Here is a 22,330-nt window from a genome sequence, read left to right on the forward strand (position 1 = left end):
CCCTCCAAGCCTTCGATATCGCCTTCGACGGCCGCCTCACCGCGACCCAGCGGTAACAACCAACCCACGAGTTACACCACTCGCTGGACACACCCGACATCGTCGAACGCTTCAGCCGCGCTGCCGAGAAGAGGGGCATCACCGCACACCGCGTGAGCGACGGAGAGAGAGTGCTGCTGTAAGAGAGGGCCGCGTCTCGTTCCTGATGGTGTGGTGTCGCCCGTTCGTGGGTGATCGGGCCGTTCCATACTCGCGCTCAAGGCGGCCTCGGGCACGACGGGGCAAGGGCTCCGGTGCGGGCGTCCAGTCGGTGCGGGGCACGATGGGGGAGCCGGTGTCCGGAGTGAACGCGGGCGGGCTCACGCAGGGCATGGCGCTGGGCACTGCCCGGCCCCGAGTGGGAAGGACGGACTGTTGGTCATGACGCTGGTTTGACGCTCTGGGCGCCCGCCCGCCCGCCGGCCGGCGAACCGAGAAATGCGCTCTGACCTGGCCCTTTCCGATGACGCATCACGTGGAGTGCGTGGCGATCCTTGAACCGGCCGCGAAGGGCCGCTGACCTGCGGTTTCGTGCGTGTGTATTATGCGCGTTGTGGGCGTTACGGGCGGTATTTCGACGCTGGAATCATGCTCATGACGCTCGTTCTGGCGGGGTGTCGCCTGGCTGATCGTGTAGGTCGTGCCAGTTGGAGGGCGCGTTCCCGCGGGCTGTCTTTGCAGAAACTTGAAGACTCTGCTGCGCAATTTGGCTGGGTGTCGGTTCCGGCTTCACCGGCGCGTGAGCACGCGGAACTCGTTACCGTCGGGGTCGGCCAGCAGCACCGCGTCGTCCCCACCGTGGGCGGAGTCGAGACGCTTCGCCCCGAGGGAGAGCAGGCGCTCGACCTCCGTTTGCTGATCGTCGTCCGGCACGAGGTCCAAGTGCAGGTCCTTGCCGGGGTCCGGCATGAGCGGCGGACCGCCCCACGTGATCTTCGTACCGCCGTTCGGTGACTGGACGGCGGTCTCCTCGTCCTGGTCCCAGACCAGCGGCCAGCCCAGCGCCTCGCTCCAGAAGTAGCCCACGGCCTGAGAACCATCGCAGGCGAGCGCTCCGATGAAGCCGCAGCCGGCGAGGAAGTTGTTGTGCGGCTCGAGGACACAGAACTCGTTGCCCTCGGGGTCGGTGAGCACCACATGGGAGGCGTCCGGTCCCTGGCCGACGTCGGCGTGCTGCGCGCCGAGGTCGAGCGCTCTGGCCACGGTCTCCTGCTGGTTCTCCAGGGAGGAGCTGGTCAGGTCGAAGTGCAGCCGGTTCTGGGCGACCTTCTGCGCCGGGGAGGGACGGAAACCGAGGCGGTAGCCGGCGTCGTTCCCGGACAGCAGGGCGACGCCGTCGTGAGAATCGTCGGCTCTCTCCAAGCCCAGGACGCCGGACCAGAAATGCGCCAGGCGCTCGGGCTGGTGCGCGTCGAAGGAGATTGCGAAGAGTCGGCTGCTCAATTGCGCCACGCATCCTCGGTCCGTTGAGTGCCAGCTGTCGGCAGGGCGCCGTGTCAGCGCCTCGAACGAGGATCCTATGGGCGGGCCGGCCTCGGTTGCAGCCGAGTTCTCCGCGGCCCCAGAGCCGGAGCTGCACCCTTCGGGGTTTGGGCTGCGCGTTGGTGGCTGAGGCGGGTGAGTCTGCTGGTCCGGGGCGTGAAGGATGGTTGGCGGGGGTTCCAGTGGGCGTCGAGGCGGATGACGTTGACGGCGGTGGCGGAGAAGGCGTGCTGGAGGCGGACCCTGGGCAGGCCGCGGTAGCGGGCCCGGCGGGCCTTCCAGTCGATGCGGAAGGCGCTCTTCTGGAACCCGGTGTCTGCCTTGGCCTGCGGTGAGTGGTCGAGGAGGGCCGGGGTGACCATGGTGATGCCCTCGCGGGCGGCGTCGTGGATGAGGTCGGCGGACGGGTAGCCGGCGTCGAGGCAGTGCTCACCGGGGTCAGGCCGCGGCCGGCGAGGTTTTGTCGGACCGGCCGGGTGGCCTTCGCGTCCGGGACGGTCGCGTCGGTGGTGAGGACGTCTGTGATCAGCCGCAACGGCAGCGCTTCGGCTTCGGCGGGAGTGTCACAGGTTTCGGTGAGGCGGACCTTGTAGCCGAGCCAGAACAGGTCGTCGCCCTTGGCCGCCCACCGCGCATCAGGATCGTAGGGGGAGGCCAGGCGGAGTCGACCGGGCGGGACGCCTTCCTTGTCGGCCTCCCGCTTCACAATCACCTCCCGTCACCGTCCACGTCGAGGGATCTCGCGAGAGGGTCACCGGCGCGCAGTGGCCCCCGAGCGCCGGGAGTGGCTGTCAGGCCGCTGCAAGCGCGGCGCGGGCGTCGACGCGCCGGTGATAGCGACGCATGACCTGCCGGGCGACCGGCTGGGCGAGCAGCGCCTCGACGAGGGACGCGATGGTGCAGTTCCGCGGCCACAGGTACGCGAACTGCTCGAGGGGCTCGGTGGAGATCTGCCGCGTGCCGATCCAGGTGCCGACCACCGTCATCACGAGGGAGATCAGCAGCACGCTGCACAAAGCGTTCAAGATCATATGAGCGCGGAAGCTGTCGCCCGGTCGCACGAGCCGCGCGGTGAGCAGCCTTGACGGACTGTTCGGCGGTCCGGTCGGCCTGGGCTGCCGAACAGACGAGGTCGTTGCCACGAGGACGAGCACCGTATGGCCACGGTGCTGCACCAGGGCCGGGCCTCGAGTGCCTCCGGTGGTCACACAGCAGGCCGTGTCGCGTTGCGTCCGCGGGTGAGCAGGACGCCCAGAGCGATCATGCCCAGGCCGAGCAGGAGATGGAGCCAGTTGTCGGCGGTGTTGAGGGGGACGAAGTTCGCGGCGCTGTCGTGGTCGATGAGCAGTCCGTACAACCACAGGACCAGGTAGACGGCACCGCCGGCGAGGAGGTAGAGCCTGGCTTGTGATGCGGTGCGGGACAGCGCCAGCCCGGCCACACCGAAGGCCAGATGCACAAGGCTGTGCAGGATCGACACCTGGAAGATGCCCAGCAGCCTGGCTTCGGAGTGGTGGGAGGCGAACCTCATGGTGTCGTAGTCCGTGGTGACACCCGGGATGAAGCCGAGAACACCGACCAGCAGAAAGACCACTCCCACCAGCAGAGCCGCCTGCTGGACCGGTGTTCGGGCGGTACGTGGCCCCCGCGCGGGAGTGGACATGGCGCTCTCCTCGTTCAGGTTCGGAACCGGGATCGGCTGTCCGGTCCTGTCGTTGCCGTGGGCGGGTGCAAGCAGCCGTCGGAGACATGGCGCACAGCTCCTCGTGCGCGCGTAACGCCGCGAGCCCCCGAGTGCGCGATCTCCGACGGGGTGGTCACGGCAGGCCCGTCTTGTGGCACTCGCCCCGGGGAAGCCGCTGGGCCGGCCTGACGGGCGGGCGACGCACTCCGTCCCCGAGGGCGCAGCCCTACGACATGAGGTGGGTCGCGGAGCGGGCCCGCCCCCACATGCCGGGAATCTGCTCGATGGGACGCTGTTGCTCGCCGTGCAGGGCGTTGAGCACCACCAGACATCCGGTCAGCGCCGGCACCACCCACTGCACGCGGGCCAGCTGCCGCCGGGCCTTGTCGAGGTCGAGGGGATGCTTCTGCGCCTTCTCGGCGTCCTGCGGGTCCGTCGAGGAGGCCAGTTCGACCTTCTTGCCCAGGACGCGGGCGTAGGCGGTGGCGGCCAGGGCCGCGGCGGTGACGATGGTCTTGGCCGTGGTGGAGGCGGCCACTCCCTGCTGGGCGGCGACACGGTGGGCGTTCACAGCGAGCAGCCCGCCGCCCCCGAACAGATGCGCGCCGATGGCGGCGGCGTTGACCGGTGTCCACTTCGCCCATCCCGACGAAGAGATCCGTTCCCCGGTCGGATCATTTCCGCCTTCGTCCTTGGCCGCGCCGTTGAGGCCGACCGCGCCCATCAGCGAGCCGCCGAACCAGGCAGCCAGGCCCACATCGTGCAGACTGCGGATGAGAGTGTTGCGTTCGGACATGACGGTGCTCCTTCACAGAACGAACCGGGGGGGCAGGCCGACGGGAACGTCGAGCACTACCCCACCTTCACCCGGCACCGGCCCCACCGCCATCGCGGCTGGCCCGGACGGGCGCAGCACCGTGGGAAAGGCGGCAGGACCAACGCGTCCGGAGTGCACGCGGTGTGAAGGCGATGACGGGGACGAGGGGAATTCCCGCACCTTCGTCGCCCGTGGGACTGCCGGTGACCTGGCCGGGTTCGTCACCCTCTCCTGCTCCGGATGAAACCGTCGGCTGACCGTCGAGGACATCGAGCACGACCGCACGCACCGGTTGTCGCACGCGTACGCACGCGCCACATCATGACCACCGCCGTCGATGCCGGCGGGCAGGGGCACTCCTTACGGCCGGGTGAGGTTCGTCCGCGGACACCCCGCTGACCGCTGACCGCTGACCGCTGACCGCTGACCGCTGTCGGCCGGGGGCCGGGGGCGCCGGGCCGGCCGTGGTTTGCCCGGCCCGCACGGGGATATTCCTCTGTGGGCGGTCGCCGTCCGCAGGGCATGGTTCACACTCACGACGAGATGGGGCCGGAGGTGTCCGGAGCGGTTGGTCCATGACGCGTCCCGCAGATCCCGTTCGCCGCCGTCCGCGCATCCGGGAAGCCGATCGCCGCGCATTCCGTTCCTTCACGCGCGAAACGACCGACGCCGTGCCCACCTTCACCGACCGGGGCGACCGGCGCACTGTGACGCGGTACATGCCGTCACCACGTCGACGGCGGCGAGAAGCGGATCTAGCGTACTCCCACGGTTGCGAGCGGATCGCCGGGCGTCACCGCGGAGTTCGGAGCCGGACCGTTCTCGGTACGAGTGCCGAGGCGCTCCGGGCCATTGCGTCCATGCAGACCCCTATGGGTGACCACGAGACGAAAGAGCCGAGCATGCTCATTGGAGTGACCCGGGAGACCAAACCCGGGGAGACCCGGGTCGCGGCCACCCCCGCGACCGTCAGGCAACTGACCGGACTGGGCTACGACGTGGTGATCGAGACCGGAGCGGGTGCGGGCTCGAGCATCACCGACGAGGCGTACACCCGGGCCGGTGCCGCGATCGGCACCGCGGAGGAGGCGTGGCGCTCCGACCTGGTCTTCCGGGTGAACGCCCCCGAACTCCCGGAAGTGGAACGGCTCGAGGAGGGCGCGACGCTGGTCGCCCCGCTCGCGCCGGCGACCAACAAAGACCTGCTCACGGCGTTGGCCGCGCGCAAGGTCGACGCCTTCGCGATGGACGCGGTTCCGCGCATCTCCCGGGCCCAGTCGCTGGACGTCCTCTCCAGCCAGGCCAACATCGCGGGATACCGTGCGGTGATCGAGGCGGCGCACCACTTCGGCCGGTTCTTCACCGGTCAGGTGACCGCGGCGGGCAAGGTGCCGCCGGCCAAGGTGCTCGTCGCCGGCGTCGGCGTGGCGGGTCTGGCGGCGATCGGCGCGGCCGCCTCCCTGGGCGCCGTCGTCCGTGCCACCGATCCACGGCCCGAGGTCGCCGACCAGGTGAAGTCGCTCGGCGGTGCGTACCTGCCGGTGGACATCGAGGTCGAGCGGTCGACCGACGGGTACGCGAGGGCGACCTCCGAGGCGTACGACCGGCGGGCCGCCGAGATCTACTCCGAGCAGGCCGCGGAGGTGGACATCATCATCACCACGGCTCTGATCCCGGGACGGCCGGCGCCGAGACTGATCACGGCCGCCGACGTCGCTTCCATGAAGCCGGGGAGCGTCATCGTCGACATGGCGGCCGCCCAGGGCGGGAACGTCGAGGGATCGGTCAAGGACAAGGTCGTCACGACCGACAACGGTGTGACGATCATCGGCTACACCGACCTGCCCGCGCGTCTGCCGGCGCAGTCGTCACAGCTGTACGGCACCAACCTGGTCAACCTGATGAAGCTGGTCACTCCCGCCAAGGACGGGCGGATCACCGTCGATCTCGAGGACGCCGTGCAGCGCGGGCTGACCGTGGTCCACCAGGGTGACGTGCTCTGGCCACCACCCCCGGTGCAGGTGTCCGCGGCCCCCGCCGCGGCCACTGCGGCGAAGGAGCCGGAGAAGACGGGGGAGAAGGTGGTGAGGGCGGAGAAGAAGCTCTCCGCGACCGCGAAGACGGCACTCGTCGGCACCGGATCGCTGGCGCTGTTCCTGCTCAACGCCTTCGCCCCCTCGGAGATCACGCAGCACTTCACCGTGCTGACACTGGCGATCGTGGTCGGCTTCTACGTGATCGGACACGTGCACCACGCGCTGCACACGCCGCTGATGTCGGTCACCAACGCCATCTCGGGGATCGTCGTGGTGGGTGCGCTGCTTCAGCTGACGGGCTCCGACAACGTGGTGCTGGCGCTGGCCGGCGTCGCCACGCTGCTCGCCTCGATCAACATCTTCGGAGGCTTCGCCGTCACCCGCCGCATGCTCTCGATGTTCCGGAAGGCGTGAGGTGACCATGGACGTCCTCTCGATCTCCAGTGCGGCGTACCTGGTCGCCGCCCTGCTGTTCATCCTGGCGCTCGCCGGGCTCTCCCGGCACGACACCGCGTCCCAGGGCTGGGGCTACGGCGTCGCGGGCATGACGCTCGCGCTCGCGGCCACGGTCCTGCGGGTCACCGACGTCGGTTCACTCACCTCCGGCATCGTCCTCGTGGCCGCGGTCACGGCCGGCGCGGTCGTCGGACTCTGGTGCGCGAGGAGGGTGCAGATGACCGGCATGCCGGAACTCATCGCGCTGCTGCACTCCTTCGTCGGTCTCGCCGCGGTGCTGATCGGCTGGAACGGTCACCTGGAGGGTGGCTCGCACGCCGACGGCATCCACCACGCCGAGGTCTTCATCGGCGTCTTCATCGGCGCGGTCACCTTCACCGGCTCCGTCGTCGCCTTCCTGAAGCTCTCGGCGCGGATGAGGTCCGCACCGCTGATGCTGCCGGGCAAGAACGTCATCAACGTCGGGGCTCTTGTCGGCTTCGTGATCCTCACGGTGCTCTACGTCATCACGCCGTCGCTCGGGCTGCTGACAGCGGTCACCGCGCTGGCGCTGGCGCTCGGCTGGCACCTCGTCGCCTCCATCGGCGGCGGCGACATGCCCGTGGTCGTCTCCATGCTCAACAGTTACTCCGGCTGGGCGGCCGCCGCCTCCGGATTCCTGTTGGGCAACGACCTGTTGATCGTCACGGGCGCGCTGGTCGGTTCCTCCGGCGCGTACCTCTCCTACATCATGTGCAAGGCGATGAACCGCTCCTTCATCTCCGTGATCGCGGGTGGCTTCGGGCTGGAGGCCGGCCCGTCGGGTGACCGGGACTACGGCGAGCACCGTGAGATCTCCGCGGAGGACACCGCCGAACTCCTCCTGTCGGCCTCGTCCGTCGTCATCACCCCCGGTTACGGCATGGCGGTGGCGCAGGCGCAGTACCCGGTCGCGGAGATGACCCGGCTGCTGCGCGCGAGGGGCGTCGACGTGCGCTTCGCCATCCACCCGGTCGCCGGGCGTCTGCCCGGACACATGAACGTCCTTCTGGCCGAGGCGAAGGTGCCGTACGACATCGTCCTGGAGATGGACGAGATCAACGACGAACTCGCCGACACGGACGTCGTACTGGTCATCGGCGCCAACGACACCGTCAACCCGTCGGCGGCCGAGGACCCGGACTCGCCGATCGCGGGGATGCCGGTGCTGCGGGTGTGGGAGAGCAGGAACGTGGTGGTCTTCAAGCGGTCGATGGCCGCCGGCTACGCCGGCGTGCAGAACCCGCTCTTCTTCCGGGAGAACTCCCGGATGCTCTTCGGTGATGCCAAGACCCGCGTCGACGAGATAGTGGGTGCGCTGTCGCGGGTGCCGGCCTGAGGGAGGCGGCGGTGTGCCGGTGCGGTGGTGGGACCGCGCCGGCACACCGCTCGCACTCCCGTCCATCGCGGGTCCCGACGGCGCGCGCAGACGGCAACGGCTCCACGGCGTCCCCCTGGACGGCGACCACGGCGAGCCGGTCGTGTTCGGCGGGCGGCAGCCGGACGCGGAAGCAGCCGATCATATGCGCCGTTTCGTCGCCTGGGGCTGCCCGCCGCTGGAGGAAACCAGGTGACCTTGGCCGGACCGCCCGGGTAGGGTCGGGCCATGCCCGAGCTGCAGCGGCTGCATGCTGGCCATGCCCCGGCGGTCCTGGCCTTCGAGCTGGCGAACCGCGCCTACTTCGCTGCCTCGGTCCCCGACCGCGGCGACGACTTCTTCGAGCAGTTCACCGACCGGTACAACGCTTTGCTCGCTGAGCAGGAGGCCGGCATCTGCGCCTTCCACGTGCTCGTCGCCGAGGAAGGATCGGTACTCGGCAGGTTCAACCTGGTCGACATCGAAGACCACACTGCGGAACTCGGTTACCGAGTCGCGCAGCGCGTCGCCGGCCGAGGCATGGCGACCGCAACCGTCCGGGAGCTGTGCCAACTGGCGGCGGCCCAGTACCGGTTGCGCACACTGCGGGCGGCCACCGTCCACCAGAATGCCGCATCCCGAAAGGTGCTGATCAAAGCCGGGTTCGTCCCCGTCGGCCCCGCTGACCCGGCCCACCTCGACGGTGAGCCGGGCACCTGGTATCAGCGCGACCTGGTGCACACGATCTTGCCGGGGGACCGGCTGCGGGAAGGCCGCGGTCACCGCTGATCATCGGTGTGTGAAGACTGACGATCATGCGGTGGCCGCGCTGGGCACAGCGTAGACCCAGCCCGCTGGCAGGAGGCGTTCGAGGTCCTGATGTCCCGGATGGCGAGCCGGTTCGCGCGGGTCGAATCCCGGCGTCGGGTGCGGGGCTCGGCGCGAGGGCTGTTGTCGGATCTGCCGCGCAAGAACTGCTGGACGACCGCGGAATGGGCCGGGGAGACCAGTCCGGACGGCATGCAGCACCTGCTCGGCCGGGTCAAGTGGGATGCCGACGCCGTACGCGAATGCGTGCTGGAACATCTGCACGACGAGAACGCGGTGCTGATCGTCGATGAGACCGGGGACGTGAAGAAGGGCACACACACCGTGGGTGTCCAGCGCCAGTACACCGGCACCGCAGGGCGGATCGAAAACGCTCAGGTCGCCGTCCACCTCGTCTGTGCAGGTCACCGCGGGCACGCGGCAGTGGACCGCGAGCTGTGCATCCCGCGCTCGTGGACGTGCGGCCCGGACCGCTGCCGGGCAGCGGGACTGGGTGAGGGCACCGTCTTCGCGATCAAGCCGGAGCCGGCCGCCCGCATGATCGGCCGGTTCCTTGACGCCGGACACCGCGTGAGCCGGGCCGCAGGCGACGAGGTCTACGGCGGCAACCCGAAGCTGCGGTCCGCGCTGGAACGATGAGCGCCTCTGACCTGCGGTTCTGTAGAGGTCGTGCTGGATGGAGGGTCCGCCGGCCTGATCGTCGTGGGGACAGTGGGAAGTCATGTCGACGCTCGTCCGACGCTGCTTCTGGCGATGGGTCATGCCTGTCGGCCTGCTGGTGATGCTCTGCGGGCTCCTCGTTCTCGACTCGTTGCCCGGCGGGCGGGGCCGTTGTTGCGGTTGACGGCGTAGCTGCTTCGGTGAGCACTCCACCCACGAACGGCCCTCGGCCCGAGGCGTACGAGCCGCATCCGGACGTCGACTTCAGCCCACCGCATGGCGACGACCCACCCTGGATCGTCGCCATGCGACCAGGCCGCCCGATCCTTTCTGCTGCGGGCCGAGTTTCAGATCCGCGTCATGGTCGAGGTGTATCCGCCCCCGCCCGGGTAGACCCAATCGCCGGTCGCCGTGGTGCCGTCGACGCTGAACGTGCCCTCGTAGTAGGCCGGGCTGCCCTTCGTGCCGGCCCAGATGGTCAGCTTGTCGCCGGCCAGTTCGTAGACGTAGTCGAAGGTGTTGCCGTTCGAGTCGTAGTACCGCGACACCACGTCCGCGCCGGCCGGCTCGCCGAACGGGCGGAGATTCCCGATCAGTTCCATGCCGGTGACAGGCTCGCCGAACTGGGTGAGTTCAACGTGCTGGATCAGGAAGAACCGGCCGGGCATCCACTCGTACCGCACGGTTCCCTCGGCTCCGCCGGTAACCGCCCAGGTGCCGACCAGGCGGTCCAGGGCCTTCAGTTCGGCGCTCGGCAGGTTGGTCTCAGACATCTCGTCCTCCTCGCTGGGTTCTCGCGGTTACCTCGGAGCCGCCCGCCTGTTCTCGACACCCGATGTATGTGACGTGAGTCACATTGCTGGCGTGTCGAGATCCCGGAACCGGCAACGAGGTAGCCGCGAGAACCCGCCAAGGAGGAAGTCATGACCGCCCCCGCCGTTCCCGCTGTTCCCACCGCCCGCACCTCGGACCGCTTGCTGGCCGCCGGAGCCCTCGCCGGGCCGGTCTTCGCCGCCTCGGCCGTCATCCAGATGGTCACCCGTGCGGGCTTCGACATTGCCCGGCACCCGATCAGCCAGCTCGCCACCGGCGGCCTCGGCTGGATCCAGATCGCGACATTCGTGCTCGCGGGGCTCGGCGGTCTCGCACTGGCCGCCGGTATCAGGCGCACTCTCCGCGGGGGGTTCGGGCAGCGGGTGCTCCCGGTCTGCGTCGGGATTTTCGGCGTCGGGCTGATCGTCGCCGGTCTGTTCACCATGGATCCGGAGAACGGCTTCCCGGCCGGTACCCCGGACCGGCCGGCCGCCCGGATGTCCTGGCACAGCGTCGTGCACTCGGCCTCGGCCGCCACCGCCTTCACGGCACTGGCCATCGCCGCCATCGTCCTGACCGTACGGTGTGTGCGCCGCCGGGCGGTACTCCCGGCTGTACTGAACGGCGCTGCCGCGTTCGTCCTGGTCCTGCCCATGTCACCGGACCACATGAGTATCCAGATCGCCGTGAACGGTCTGGTCGCCTTCACCTGGACAACCGCCGTTGCCAGTTCCCTGCGGCGCACCCTCTGACCTGCTCTACCATCACCCGGACAAGACGGAGGGGGAACCCTTGTGAAGTTTCTGCTGCTCGGCTACACATCGGCCGCCGCCTGGGACGCCGCGACCGCCGATGCCCCGTCCCCGGAGGCGTTGGCCTCGTTCGCCGTCTATCAGAGGTTCGAGCAGGAGCTGATCGGCACCGGTGAACTTGTCAGCACCGAGGGCCTGGGCCACCCGGCGGTCAGCACCACGGTCCACCGGACACCGGACGGAATGACGGCGACCGACGGACCGTTCGCCGAGCTGAAGGAAGTCCTGGCCAGCTTCGCCGTGATCGACGTGGCCGACCGGGAACGGGCTGTGGAGATCGCCTCGCGAATCGTGGAGGTGCTGGGCGAGCCGATCGAGATCCGGCCGATCATGAGCGAGGACTTCACGGCATGACCGGCGGGCCGGACATGACCATGGACGTCGAGAATCTGCTGCGTGCTGAAGCGCCGCAGGTGCTCGGCGCGTTGGTGCGACGCTTCGGCCGCTTCGACACCGCCGAGGACGCGGTACAGGAAGCGTTGCTGGCGGCGAGCCGGACGTGGCCGGCCGAGGGCGTACCGGAGGATCCGCGCAGCTGGCTGATCCGGATCGGCTACCGGCGTATGGTCGACCTGCTCCGGTCGGACCAGGCCCGGTACCGGCGCGAGTGGGAAGTCGGAATGGCCGAACTGGCCATGGGTGAAACGGAGCGCCGGCCAAGCCCTCCGCGGGAGACCGACGACGGCCTCACCCTGCTGCTCCTCTGCTGTCACCCGGCGCTGAGCCACGCCTCCCAGGTGGCGCTCACACTGCGCGCGGTCGGCGGTCTGACGACCGCGGAGATCGCGCACGCCTACGGGACGTCTGAAACCACCATGGGGACGCGGATCAGTCGCGCCAAACAGCAACTCACCCGGGCCGGAGCCCACTTCGCTCTGCCCACCGCCGCCGACCGGCACAGCCGGATGAGCGCCGCCATGCGGGTGCTCTATCTGATCTTCAACGAGGGCTATACGGCATCCACCGGCGACGAACTCGCCCGCATCGACCTGACCAGTGAGGCGATCCGGCTGGCCCGGACTCTTGCCGGCACCATGCCCGACGACGAAGAGGTGACCGGCCTGCTGGCGCTGATGCTGCTCACCGAGTCGCGGCGCGCGGCCCGCACAGGCGATGATGGCGGACTTCTGCCACTGGACGAGCAGGACCGGACCCGATGGAACCGCGATCTCATCCGTGAGGGCACCGAGTTGATCGACAGGGTCTGGAACCGGGGCGAGACGGGTCCGTACCAGCTCCAGGCAGCGATCGCGGCCTTGCACGCCGCCGCCGCGGCTCCGCAGCGCACGGACTGGCCGCAGATCGCCATGCTGTACTTGTGGCTCGAGCGCCTCACCCCGACCGCACCGGTACGGCTGAGCCGGGTGGTCGCGGTGGCCCAGGCCTTCGGGCCGGCCCGGGGACTGGCGCTGCTCGACGATCTCAACCGGCGCCACGGACTGGACCAGAACCCTCTCACCCGGCAACGGGAACGGGCGGTGCGCGCCCACCTGGTGCAGATGACCGGTGACACTGCCGGGGCCACGACGCTGTACCGCGAGGCGGCCACCCTGACCGGCAACCAGGTCGAGCGCCGGTACCTGCTCGACGAAGCCGACCGCCTCACCTGATCGATCCGACGTCCGGTCCCCGGCCGCTGCCGACGACGCCTCGGCGATGCTGACCAGGACGTTCCGGCCCTGAAGTCCTGGCCCGGACACCGGGGCCACGAGGGCGGCATCGAGCGAGCCGGCCCCCAGCCGCTGACACTGGCCGAACTGTGGGACCGCACGCCGGCGCTGCTCCTGGGGCGGGCTTACGACGTCCTGGCCGCGAACACGTGGGCGCACGGTTCTCCACCGCCTCCGACCCGGTGCGCACCCGCTGTTCACGACGTTCCCCGCCGATGCAGGAGGACCGGTGGCATAGGTCGATCAGCCGATGTCCGCCGGCCGGGTCCCCAGCAGAATCTGCGGAGGCGGAGCACGGGCCCGGCCGCCGGGCCGCGCGCGGTCCGGGTGGAACGACCGGTCGCACGGGCAACAGCCGGAACATCGGGTTCCCTTTCGCTTCCCTCTACGCACCGCAAAAGAAAAGGACCCATCGTGGCAACCAAGCGCTCAGCACACACCGTCCGGGAAGGCGACCTGCTCGACGGCAACGGCGTCGTCACCTTCGACTCCTCCGGCATCGGCGACCAGCCGGTGTCGTGGCCGTCGCGCGCCGAGCAGGCGAACGGAAGGACCAGCCCGGAAGAGCTGATCGCCGCGGCCCACTCCAGTTGCTTCTCCATGGCGTTGTCGCACGGCCTCAAGGAAGCGGGCACCCCGCCCACCGAGCTCGTCACCTCCGCCGACGTGACGTTCCGGCCCGGCGAGGGCGTCACCGGCATCCACCTCACCGTCGAGGGCACCGTTCCCGGCATCGACGACGACGCGTTCGTCACCGCGGCGCAGGACGCCAAGGCCAACTGCCCGATCAGCAAGGCCCTGTTGGGCACGACGATCACGCTCTCGGCCAAACTCGTCTGAACCGGACTGGACGATGTCCGTCGGGATACCGCGCGCCGCGGGGGCGCGCGGTATCCCTTGCCGTGAGTTGCCGTGAGTTGCCGTGAGTTGCCGTGAGTTCGGCCCCTCCGCCGCGACCGACCGCGCCACCGCCGTCCCCCCGGTGACGTGCCCCGGCACACGATTCCGGGGCCGCACGAGGATTTCGAGAGGATCCCGTCGAGAGCCCTGGACTTCCAGCCCGCGACGTCCGTGTCGGTGGTGATCACGACCCCGTGGACGGTGAGTGCGCGGCACCCGGGAAGCCCTCGCCCAGGGGGACGGCGGCCTGGTTGCGTCCCACCGAGCGGCCCGTTGCGAGTGCCCGGTGGGTGAAGGCGAGCGCCGTGGCCCCGGTTCTCCCGCGATCGGCACATCTGTCCCGGGTGGTCGCCGCGCTCAGGGCACCGAAGCGATTCGGCGTGATCGGTCCACGGATCCGACACGCTGCTCGTACCATGTGATCTGCCAAAGGTGGCAAATGAGGGGGAGCCATGTCGCAGCTCGTGCGCTTGCAGATGCCGGATGAGCAGGTCATCTGGGCCACGGTTGATGAGGGTGACGGGCCCAGCGACTCCGGTCTCGGCGAGCGGATCACGGAAAGACTCGAGGGGTTCCAGGAATCCCTCCAGGCCGTCGCCTCCAATGTGCGCAACGCCGTGGCGAAGGCCCACCCCGACGAGGTCAGTGTCGAGTTCGGTCTGGAACTGGCTGCCGGCGGGAACGGCCTTGTCGCCGCCCTGGCAGGTGGCAGCGGCAAGGCGGCGTTCAAGGTGACCTTGAGCTGGAAGGGCGAGCCCTCCACTGTCACACCGGTGGTGCCACCGCAGCCGGCCCAGCCCCCGGCCGTACCCCCGGTGCCACGGGCTCAGGACTGAGGCCACACGCTGTGCGCAGGCCCTCGCCGTTGTCACTTCTCCAAGAACACCTGGGCACCTGCCGCGTGCGTGTCCACGGAGCGTCGCAGGGGGCGGGTTTCTTCGTCGCCCCGGGTTACGTGGTGACCTGCGCCCATGTGGCCGGGGTGCGGACAGGCACTCGGTTACCCGTCTTCTGGAACGACACGGAGTTCGAAGGATTCGTGTTGACCGCGTCGGCCCCGCCCAAGGGCCGGGACTTGTGGCCCTATCCGGATCTGGCCGTGGTACGACTTCCCGACGCACCCACGAATCATCCATGCGTCTGGCTGGACACCATGCCTCCTTCGCGCGACGCCCCTCTGACCGCGATCGGCTTCTCCGACATCTACGAGTCCGGAAAGGCGTCCGAGCGCTCCGCCGCCCTCACCCGCGGGGGCACCACGAAGCTGCAGGGCGGCTCGATGCTGGAGTTGGTGGGCGGCGAGGTCAACAAGGGGCTGTCCGGCGGCCCGGTACTGAACCACGAGTCCGGTGGCGTCTGCGCGATCGTCAAGGCCACCAGGCTGCGGAACACCTCCATGGGAGGTCTCGGTACCCCCGTGAGCGCACTGAGGCTGCTGGACGTGGAGGTCTACCGCGCCCTCATACGGGCACATGACGTGTTCCACGGGCAGGACGACCGGTGGGCCCGGCTGTCCGACGGCCTCATCGGGCACGGCTCGGGAGGGGCCGGTGAGGGTCTCGACCCGGTGCTCGGCCCCGCCGAGGAACGACAACTGCTGGCGATCTTCTCTCGGCTGCCGATGGAGCCGATGGACGAGAACCCCTTGCCGGCCCACCGGACAGGCGTCGAAGGCGGATTCGACACGAAACCGTCCAGTACGAGCAGCCACCGCGCCGCGTTCTTCGCCGCAGCCGTCGAAGGTGCCCGCGAGCCCGAGTCGTATCCGCTACTGGACCACCGTGACGTCTTCACCGAGCTGGCCGCCCAGATGCCGCCCGAGGCCGGTCAACTGCCCTACGAGCTGGCCTTCGCCGCCGATCTCGCTCGTCAGGGCGTGACGGATCCAGCCTGTCAGGGAGCCGTGCAGCAGTTGCGCGACCTGGTGCTGATCACAGCGGGCAGGCTCGGGCTCGGCGAAAAGGTCCAGCAGCGTCTGGCCCAGGGGGCCGCGTCGGAAGCCCAGGCATCGATCATCGGCAGGATTCGCCATTCGATGCGCGACCGGCGGCTGTACCACGTCAGGGTATGGCGCTACCGCTCGGCGAACGACATCGATCCGGCCGCCCCGGAGTCGGACGCGCTTCCCCTGAACCAGGCGGTCGAGCGTCTGGCGGCGCTGCTGCCCGAACAGATCGAGATCATGGGCGGGGCCACCCGACCCGGTCTGATCGAGTTGATCCTCCCGAAAGAGGTACTCGACGAAGGCTTCGCCGATCTTTCGCTCTGGCCGCAGTTGCCCTGGTTCTCACTGGGCCGCAAACAGCGTGTGGTGGTCCGGCCGCTTGAGCGGCACGAGGCGCCCGCGTTGCACGCGGCATGGGCTGAGCGCTGGCAGCAGCTGGACGGCAAGGCGGTCAGCGAGATGATGGTGTGCGTGTGCGGTCGGGGTGATCAGCATCAGGCCGCGCTGGATGCCTCGTTCGACAGCGATCCGACATTGGCCGCGCTCGCGCTCGCTGGTTCTCCGCAGTCGCAGCCGGTCTCGGACGCCTACCAAGTGGCCGTCGCGTCCGGAGTGCCGATGATGGTGTGGCGGCGGGGCAGCCCGGTCTGCGAGCGTGACGACGGCGCCCGATGCGGGGCGCCGGACAGGCGGGCCTGCCCCGGCAACGGGTTCTTCGCCGAACTGTGTGCCACCTTGGACGACACGCGGCGAGACGAACTCCCCGAGAGGATCCGCCAGTTGCGCATCGATGCGCAGAAGCCCCCGAAGAGGGAAGGGCATCTCGGTGACGACATCGTCCTGCTGTGGGACGACCCCGGACGCCAGATCCCTCGGTCTCCTCTGACCCCGGCCCAGGAAGGACGCTCCTGATGAGCGAGTGGCGGATCTACCAAGGTGTGCGCGAGCCGCACGACGGCATCGACCGTTTGCCGGATCCGCCGCCGTGGCGGGACTTCGAGCACGCCGGTGAGGTCACCCCGTTCGACCGGAACGCCGAGACTCCCGGGGACCGGCGGCTCCCGAGAGGCGACGCGTACAAGGCCGAGGAACGCACCATCGAGGCGGTCAACACGGCCCTGTACCTGCGCCGCCCGCTGTTGGTGACGGGCGATCCCGGCGTCGGAAAGTCCACGCTGGCGTATGCGGTAGCTCGTGAACTGAAGTTGGGCACGGTGCTGCGCTGGCCGATCAACAGCAAGACCGGATTGCGTGACGGTCTGTACCAGTACGACTCGCTGGGCCGGCTGGAGGACGCCGGAGTCACCCGCGCGGCCCGAGACCCTGCAAGCGGTGTGCCAGAAGCGAGCGGGAAGGGAAGCACCGCCGGAAAAAGTGCCACCACATTCCCGGCCGCGGAGGCGGAGCACGGTACGGACGTCGGGCGCTATCTGCGGCTCGGACCGCTCGGCACGGCTCTGGCGCCGTACGCATTGCCGCGCGTCCTGCTCATCGACGAGATCGACAAGAGCGACATCGACCTGCCCAACGATCTCCTCGACGTCTTCGAGGAAGGCATGTTCGAGATCCCGGAACTCTCCAGGGTCGCCGACAAGCAGCCCAGGGTCCGGGTCCGCCCGGCCGACGACGGCGCCCGGGTCACGGTCGTGCGCGGCACAGTACGCTGCCACACGTTCCCCTTCGTCATCCTGACGAGCAACGGCGAGCGTGAGTTCCCGCCCGCGTTCCTCCGTCGCTGCGTCCGGCTCCATCTCCCCGCCGTCGACGACGACGAAAGGCTGCGGACCATTGTGCGGGCACATCTCCCCACCGCCGTTGAGGACGCCGACGAAGTCATCAGCAGGTTCCTCAGCCACGCCGCGTCGGGCGAGTTGGCCACCGACCAGCTCCTCAACGCCGTCTACCTGGTGAGCCGTACGGCACATGACGGTGCGCCGAGCCTCGACCGGCTCACCGCGCTGGTGTTCCAGCATCTCAATGTGACGGTGCCGACGGAGTCGTGATGGAGCGATTCGGCTCGCTGCTCGCCGACCTCTGTCCGGCGAAGCAACCGCCCACACCTCGCGAAGTGGCCGAACTCATCTGGCTGGCACGGCATTTACCCGAGGGGGTCGGGCAGGACGGGCGGGTTCCCCCGCCGTCCGGGGAACACCTGATTCCGTCCACCACGGAGGACGGCCCCGGGCCGGATCCGTTACAGGCCGGTGACAGAGACCCGTCCGAGTCCCGAGCTACACGTCTTTATCTGCCCGGGGACGGCTCCCCGGACGAGGGAGCGGAGACAGAAGCCGTACAGGCGGCGCCGGTTCGCGTAGGCGGGTCGGCCGCGTTGCCCCGCCACCGCGAACTGGCGCGCGCACTGCGCCCTCTCAAACGGCGCGTCCCCTCCACGGTGAGCACGGTTCTCGACGAGGAGGCCACGGTGACCCGGATCGCCGAGCACCACCACTGGATTCCTGTGCTCACGCCGGCCGAGGACCGATGGCTCGACCTCGTGATCGTCCTGGACGCGTACAGCGCGAGCGGCGTCTTCTGGGAGCCGCTCGCACGCGAACTGCGCTCCCTGTGCCGACGGCTCGGCGCGTTCCGAGACGTACGCCTGTGCCGTTTGCTGGCACGGAGCGACGGTTCTCCCGGGCTCGGAATCAGTGCCGCGACCCCGCCGCACTTGCTGCGCTCGACGAGTTCGGCGGTCGATTCCACGGGCCGCACGATCACCCTCGTCCTCACTGACGGCGTGGCGCCGGCTTGGGGGTCCGACATGCTGCGCGGAGCGCTGCGGAAGTGGGCAGCCAGTGGTCCGACGGCGATACTCCAGACACTGCCTGAGCACGCTTGGGAGCGGACGGCCCTGGCGCCGGAGCCGGGGCGCTTTCGCAGCACGGAAGCGGGAGGGGCCAACTCCACCCTGCTGTACGCCGGTTACGGCCTGCGTTCGGACGGCCCGAAGCTTGGTGCTGTTCCCGTACCGGTGTTGGGGGTCAGCCCTGAGTGGCTTGCCCCCTGGGCGCACGCGATCGCGGAACCCGCCGCGTTCGACGCGGCCGCGGTGCTGTTGCCCGCGTCCGCGGCACTCTCACGGTCCGGCCCCGGAGCGCTCGACGTGAACGAGGTGTCCGGACGGGACGTCACGTTCGACGACTTCCGGGCCCAGGCGCAACCCGACGTCTTCCGTCTTGCCGCGTACCTCGCGGCTGTCCCGCTCAATCTGGCGGTAATGCGTGCGGTGCAGTCCGCGATGCTGCCGGACAGTCCCCTGTCCGACCTGGCGGAGATCGTCTACAGCGGACTCCTCCGGACAGTGCACGGCGGCGCCCGCACCGACGAGGTGCTGGGCCAGGCCTATGAGTTCGTTCCGGGTGCGAGGGAGCGCCTGCTGAGCACCATCCGCCGGGACGAGGCCGACGAAGTGATCGCCACGATCTCCGCCTACCTGAAGCGCAACGCCCCGGCGATCAGTGCTCGCTTCACGGCCGCTGTGCCCGACCTCGAGGGAACGCTCACCCTCCCGGCGGGCGCGCGGCACTGGGCAGAGGTCCACAACCTGGTACGCCGGCGACAAGGCGGACGTCCGGCGCCGGTGGTACCGCGTGAGCCGGTGATGCCGGACGTGGTGACGGAGCCGGCACCACGACCTGCTGAGCCGACAGCACGATCCACCGTTCTCGTCCTGACCGCACTCCCCCTCGAATACGCCGCCGTCCGCGCGCACGTCATGGAGCGGCGGGAGCTGGTCCACCCTGACGGAACCCGGGCCGAAGAAGGCCGGCTACCGGGTACTGCCTGGCAGGTCGTCCTCGCCGAGCTGGGCATGGGCGCCGAGCGGACCGCCGCTCTCACCACCCGGCTCATCAACTGGCTGCGCCCCGAGGCCGTGTTCTTCGTCGGTATTGCCGGCAGTCTGAAGGACGACGTCGGGATCGGCGACGTCGTCGTGGGCACACGGGTGTACGAGATCCACGGCGGCAAGCAGATGCCGGAGGGCTTCCTGGTCCGGCCGACGGCCCTGCCGGGCTCGCACGCGCTCGAACAGGCGGCCCGTTCCGCCGTGCGGGACATGCCCGGCGTACGGGCGCACTTCATGCCGATCGCCACGGGCGACATCGTCCTGGCGGACGCCGAGTCCGAGATCGCCCGGTTCATCCGCAGGAGCTACAGCGACGCGGGTGCGATCGAGATGGAGGGTTCCGGTGCGCTCCAGGCAGCCCGTCTGAGCGGCCGGCTGGACGCCCTGGTGATCCGGGGCATCAGCGACCGTGCTGATGGCGGCAAGCGTGATGCCTACGTCGCCGGTTCACAGGAGCGCGCCGCAGAGCAGGCGGTCGCGGTCACGATGGCGGTGCTGCGCAAGCACCGGCCCCGACACGGCAATGAGGAGGTCTCCCACCGGCTCGGAGACGGGACGCGGAACGGGCAGGGGATGACGGCGCTGTTGGCGGCCTTGGCCGAGGGCGCGGGTGGGGACGGTGGACGCCGGGCGGTGGAGAAGCTGGCGCGGGCGGTGGGGCTGGAGGCCGGCGCGTCCGTCCGGGAGATCGCCGAGGCGGCACAGGACCCGGCGCGGCGGGAGGCCGTTCGGGAGTGGGGTGAGGCGGTGGCCGACCTGCTGGCCGCCGATCCGCGGGGTGTCGCCGGTGCCGTTGCGCGGGCCATGGAGCGGTCCGTGCCGGGAAGCGGGACGTCCTGGTACGACGGCGACCACGTCGACTTCCGTGGCGGGGTCTTCCTGCGCGAGGTGGTCGGCGTGCAGGTCGTGATCCAGCAGGGCGGGGCCGCCGACCCGGAGGCGATGGCCGGCCTGCCGCCGAGGCCCGGCGGGTTCACCGGGCGGGAGGAGGAGACGGCCGTGTTGCTGGGCGCGCTGGACCCGGCCGGCGCGCAGTCCTCCGGGTCGGCGGCGACCCTCGTCGCCGCCGTGTCCGGTCTCGGCGGCATCGGCAAGACCGCGCTGGCCGTCGAGACCGCGCACCTGGCCCGTGAACGGGGCTGGTTCCCCGGCGGGGTCCTCTTCATCGACCTGCACGGCTACGACCGCGAGCCCGTCACCGCCGACCGTGCCCTCCAGGCCCTGCTGCGCGCCCTGGGCACCCCGCCGGAACACATCCCCACCACGACGGACGAGCGGGCGGCGCTCTACCGCTCGACGCTGGCCGCGCGGGCCCAGGAGCGCGGCGCGGTGCTGGTCCTGGCCGACAACGCCTCCTCATCGGAGCAGGTACGGCTCCTCCTGCCGGGCGGCTCCCGGCACCACGTCCTGGTCACGTCACGCCACCGGCTGCCCCAATTGGGCGCGCGGTTCATTTCCCTGGACCGGCTCAGCCCGCGACAGTCGTACGAACTCCTCGACCGTGCCCTGCGCATCGCCGACCCGCACGACAGCCGGGTGGCCGACGACCCCGACATGGCCGAGCGGCTCGCCGGCCTGTGCGGGCACCTCCCGCTGGCCCTGCAGATCGCGGCCGCGCTGCTGGCGGAGGACCCGGGCAAGCCGGTGACCGAACTCGTGGCGGAACTGGCCGAGTCCCACGACCGCCTCGACCACCTCGACGGCGGTGAGCGCAGCGTCCGCGCCGCCTTCGAGCTCTCCTACCGCCGACTGCCGCCCGAGCCCGCGCGGCTGCTGCGCCTGCTCGCTCTCGCGCCGGGGCCTGAGGTGAGCGACGAGGTCGTCGCCGCGCTGGTCGGCGCCGCGGAACCTCCGATGCGCGACCTCAGGGAATTGGCCCGTGCGCACCTCGTGGAGAGGGAGGGTGAGCGCGGGTGGTGGCGGTTGCACGACCTGGTGCGGGTGTTCGGGGCGGATGTGGTGGCGGGGGACGCGGGGTTGCGGGAGGAGGGGGAGGCGGCGCGGGAGCGGGTGCTGGGGTTCTACGTGCGGTGGGCGGATGCGGCCGATGACCGGTTGCGGTGGCTGCCGGGAATGGCGGAGCCGGAGCGGTTCGGGGACCGGGGGCAGGCGTTGGCGTGGCTGGACGGGGAGCGGGCGGGTCTGGTCGCGGCGGTGGGGTGGGGGCGGGAGGAGCGGTTCGCGGGCGCGGCGTTGCGGCTGGCCTTGTGTCTGGGGGAGTACCTGGCCTGGCGGCGGTACTTCGACGACTGGATCGCCGTCGCGGAGGCCGCGCGGAAGGCCGCGCAGCGTGTCGGGGACCGGCTGGGCGAGGCCATGGCGTGGAACAACCTCGGCAGCGCCCTGGGGGAGGCGGGCCGGGCGGGGGAGGCGATCGACGCCCACACCCGGGCCCGCGACCTGTACCAGACCGTCGGAGACCGTGACCGCGAGGCCATGGCGTGGAACAGCCTCGGCGTCGTCCTGGGGGAGGCGGGCCGGGCGGGGGAGGCGATCGACGCCCACACCCGGGCCCGCGACCTGTACCGGGCGGTCGGGGACCGCCACGGCGAGGGCAGGGCGTGGAACAACCTCGGCATGGCCCTGCGCGAGGCGGGCCGGGCGGGGGAGGCGATCGACGCCCACACCCGGGCCCGCGACCTGTACCGGGCGGTCGGGGACCGCCACGGCGAGGGCAGGGCGTGGAACAACCTCGGCATGGCCCTGCGCGAGGCGGGCCGGGTGGATGAGGAGACCGAGGCGTACGGAAGGTCCCTGGAGCTCTTCCGAGGATTCGAGGACCGGTACGGCGAGGGACGGACCCTCCACAACCTGGCCCGAGCCCATGAGGCCGCCCGCCGCCCCGCCGAGGCCCGCGCCGCCTACCTCCAGGCCGCCGACGCCTTCACCCGCGCCAACGCTCCGGACGAAGCCGCCCAGGTCCGCACCCGGGCCGCCGTCCTCGACGACTCACCCACCCGCTGACC

Annotated in this window: 17 protein-coding genes and 1 pseudogene; 12 read left to right on the forward strand and 6 right to left on the reverse strand. The window is 70.1% G+C overall.

Going from position 1 to position 22,330, the window contains the following annotated elements:
• Window positions 1–768 precede the first annotated feature (768 nt).
• From ACH4VX_RS32385 to ACH4VX_RS32405, 5 genes are all read right to left on the reverse strand, one after another.
• Window positions 769–1,482, reverse strand: coding sequence for a VOC family protein (locus ACH4VX_RS32385; RefSeq protein WP_398372497.1), 714 nt, complete (start codon window positions 1,480–1,482; stop codon window positions 769–771).
• Between the two features lie 74 nt (window positions 1,483–1,556).
• Window positions 1,557–1,883: a hypothetical protein gene (locus tag ACH4VX_RS32390; RefSeq protein ID WP_398372499.1), complete on the reverse strand. Its 327-nt coding sequence runs from the start codon at window positions 1,881–1,883 to the stop codon at window positions 1,557–1,559.
• Window positions 1,884–2,312: 429 nt separating this feature from the next.
• Window positions 2,313–2,552: a hypothetical protein gene (locus tag ACH4VX_RS32395; protein WP_398372501.1), complete on the reverse strand. Its 240-nt coding sequence runs from the start codon at window positions 2,550–2,552 to the stop codon at window positions 2,313–2,315.
• Window positions 2,553–2,725: 173 nt separating this feature from the next.
• Window positions 2,726–3,184, reverse strand: a complete 459-nt coding sequence (locus ACH4VX_RS32400) for a DUF4383 domain-containing protein (RefSeq protein ID WP_398372503.1) — start codon at window positions 3,182–3,184, stop codon at window positions 2,726–2,728.
• 247 nt (window positions 3,185–3,431) lie between these two features.
• Window positions 3,432–4,001 carry a hypothetical protein gene (locus ACH4VX_RS32405; RefSeq protein ID WP_398372505.1) on the reverse strand — a complete coding sequence of 190 codons (570 nt, stop codon included), beginning with the start codon at window positions 3,999–4,001 and terminating at the stop codon, window positions 3,432–3,434.
• 923 nt (window positions 4,002–4,924) lie between these two features.
• Here ACH4VX_RS32405 and ACH4VX_RS32410 point away from each other — a divergent pair.
• From ACH4VX_RS32410 to ACH4VX_RS32425, 4 genes and pseudogenes are all read left to right on the forward strand, one after another.
• A complete protein-coding gene (locus ACH4VX_RS32410; RefSeq protein WP_398372506.1) occupies window positions 4,925–6,472 on the forward strand; it encodes a Re/Si-specific NAD(P)(+) transhydrogenase subunit alpha in 1,548 nt (515 codons plus the stop codon).
• Between the two features lie 7 nt (window positions 6,473–6,479).
• Complete coding sequence (gene pntB, locus ACH4VX_RS32415) at window positions 6,480–7,871, forward strand: Re/Si-specific NAD(P)(+) transhydrogenase subunit beta (RefSeq protein ID WP_398372508.1); 1,392 nt, start codon at window positions 6,480–6,482, stop codon at window positions 7,869–7,871.
• A 267-nt stretch (window positions 7,872–8,138) separates the two neighbouring features.
• Window positions 8,139–8,678: a GNAT family N-acetyltransferase gene (locus ACH4VX_RS32420; RefSeq protein WP_398372510.1), complete on the forward strand. Its 540-nt coding sequence runs from the start codon at window positions 8,139–8,141 to the stop codon at window positions 8,676–8,678.
• 90 nt (window positions 8,679–8,768) lie between these two features.
• A pseudogene (locus tag ACH4VX_RS32425) lies at window positions 8,769–9,350 on the forward strand (IS701 family transposase); the annotation flags it as partial.
• 374 nt (window positions 9,351–9,724) lie between these two features.
• Here ACH4VX_RS32425 and ACH4VX_RS32430 read toward each other — a convergent pair.
• The gene (locus ACH4VX_RS32430) at window positions 9,725–10,150 is read right to left on the reverse strand and encodes a hypothetical protein (RefSeq protein WP_398372512.1); all 426 of its coding nucleotides are present in this window, start codon (window positions 10,148–10,150) and stop codon (window positions 9,725–9,727) included.
• A gap of 150 nt (window positions 10,151–10,300) precedes the next feature.
• On the opposite strand from ACH4VX_RS32430, the gene ACH4VX_RS32435 reads away from it, so the two are divergent.
• From ACH4VX_RS32435 to ACH4VX_RS32470, 8 genes are all read left to right on the forward strand, one after another.
• Complete coding sequence (locus ACH4VX_RS32435; RefSeq protein WP_398372514.1) at window positions 10,301–10,942, forward strand: DUF998 domain-containing protein; 642 nt, start codon at window positions 10,301–10,303, stop codon at window positions 10,940–10,942.
• A 42-nt stretch (window positions 10,943–10,984) separates the two neighbouring features.
• Complete coding sequence (locus tag ACH4VX_RS32440; RefSeq protein ID WP_398372516.1) at window positions 10,985–11,356, forward strand: YciI family protein; 372 nt, start codon at window positions 10,985–10,987, stop codon at window positions 11,354–11,356.
• Window positions 11,353–12,612 carry an RNA polymerase sigma factor gene (locus ACH4VX_RS32445; protein WP_398372518.1) on the forward strand — a complete coding sequence of 420 codons (1,260 nt, stop codon included), beginning with the start codon at window positions 11,353–11,355 and terminating at the stop codon, window positions 12,610–12,612. Before ACH4VX_RS32440 ends, ACH4VX_RS32445 begins: the two co-directional genes overlap by 4 nt.
• A gap of 474 nt (window positions 12,613–13,086) precedes the next feature.
• On the forward strand, window positions 13,087–13,512 hold the full coding sequence (locus tag ACH4VX_RS32450) for an OsmC family protein (RefSeq protein ID WP_398372520.1): 426 nt from the start codon (window positions 13,087–13,089) through the stop codon (window positions 13,510–13,512).
• Window positions 13,513–14,024: 512 nt separating this feature from the next.
• Window positions 14,025–14,408, forward strand: coding sequence for a CU044_2847 family protein (locus tag ACH4VX_RS32455; RefSeq protein WP_398372522.1), 384 nt, complete (start codon window positions 14,025–14,027; stop codon window positions 14,406–14,408).
• Window positions 14,409–14,473: 65 nt separating this feature from the next.
• Window positions 14,474–16,429 (forward strand): trypsin-like peptidase domain-containing protein, encoded by a 1,956-nt coding sequence (locus ACH4VX_RS32460; protein WP_398372625.1) that lies wholly within the window; start codon window positions 14,474–14,476, stop codon window positions 16,427–16,429.
• Complete coding sequence (locus ACH4VX_RS32465) at window positions 16,429–17,520, forward strand: AAA family ATPase (protein WP_398372524.1); 1,092 nt, start codon at window positions 16,429–16,431, stop codon at window positions 17,518–17,520. Before ACH4VX_RS32460 ends, ACH4VX_RS32465 begins: the two co-directional genes overlap by 1 nt.
• On the forward strand, window positions 17,520–22,328 hold the full coding sequence (locus ACH4VX_RS32470; RefSeq protein WP_398372525.1) for an SAV_2336 N-terminal domain-related protein: 4,809 nt from the start codon (window positions 17,520–17,522) through the stop codon (window positions 22,326–22,328). Before ACH4VX_RS32465 ends, ACH4VX_RS32470 begins: the two co-directional genes overlap by 1 nt.
• Window positions 22,329–22,330 lie beyond the last annotated feature (2 nt).

The organism is Streptomyces sp. NPDC020731, assembly GCF_044334705.1.
In the GTDB taxonomy this organism is placed as follows: Bacteria; Actinomycetota; Actinomycetes; order Streptomycetales; family Streptomycetaceae; genus Streptomyces.

Coding starts and splice junctions, on each gene's coding strand:
- ACH4VX_RS32455 (WP_398372522.1), top strand. CDS start 14,025: ATGTCGCAGCTCGTGCGCTTGCAGATGCCGGATGAGCAGGTCATCTGG.
- ACH4VX_RS32445 (WP_398372518.1), top strand. CDS start 11,353: ATGACCGGCGGGCCGGACATGACCATGGACGTCGAGAATCTGCTGCGT.
- ACH4VX_RS32470 (WP_398372525.1), top strand. CDS start 17,520: ATGGAGCGATTCGGCTCGCTGCTCGCCGACCTCTGTCCGGCGAAGCAA.
- ACH4VX_RS32405 (WP_398372505.1), bottom strand. CDS start 4,001: ATGTCCGAACGCAACACTCTCATCCGCAGTCTGCACGATGTGGGCCTG.
- ACH4VX_RS32390 (WP_398372499.1), bottom strand. CDS start 1,883: ATGGTCACCCCGGCCCTCCTCGACCACTCACCGCAGGCCAAGGCAGAC.
- ACH4VX_RS32410 (WP_398372506.1), top strand. CDS start 4,925: ATGCTCATTGGAGTGACCCGGGAGACCAAACCCGGGGAGACCCGGGTC.
- ACH4VX_RS32420 (WP_398372510.1), top strand. CDS start 8,139: ATGCCCGAGCTGCAGCGGCTGCATGCTGGCCATGCCCCGGCGGTCCTG.
- ACH4VX_RS32465 (WP_398372524.1), top strand. CDS start 16,429: ATGAGCGAGTGGCGGATCTACCAAGGTGTGCGCGAGCCGCACGACGGC.
- ACH4VX_RS32395 (WP_398372501.1), bottom strand. CDS start 2,552: ATGATCTTGAACGCTTTGTGCAGCGTGCTGCTGATCTCCCTCGTGATG.
- pntB (WP_398372508.1), top strand. CDS start 6,480: ATGGACGTCCTCTCGATCTCCAGTGCGGCGTACCTGGTCGCCGCCCTG.
- ACH4VX_RS32430 (WP_398372512.1), bottom strand. CDS start 10,150: ATGTCTGAGACCAACCTGCCGAGCGCCGAACTGAAGGCCCTGGACCGC.
- ACH4VX_RS32400 (WP_398372503.1), bottom strand. CDS start 3,184: ATGTCCACTCCCGCGCGGGGGCCACGTACCGCCCGAACACCGGTCCAG.
- ACH4VX_RS32435 (WP_398372514.1), top strand. CDS start 10,301: ATGACCGCCCCCGCCGTTCCCGCTGTTCCCACCGCCCGCACCTCGGAC.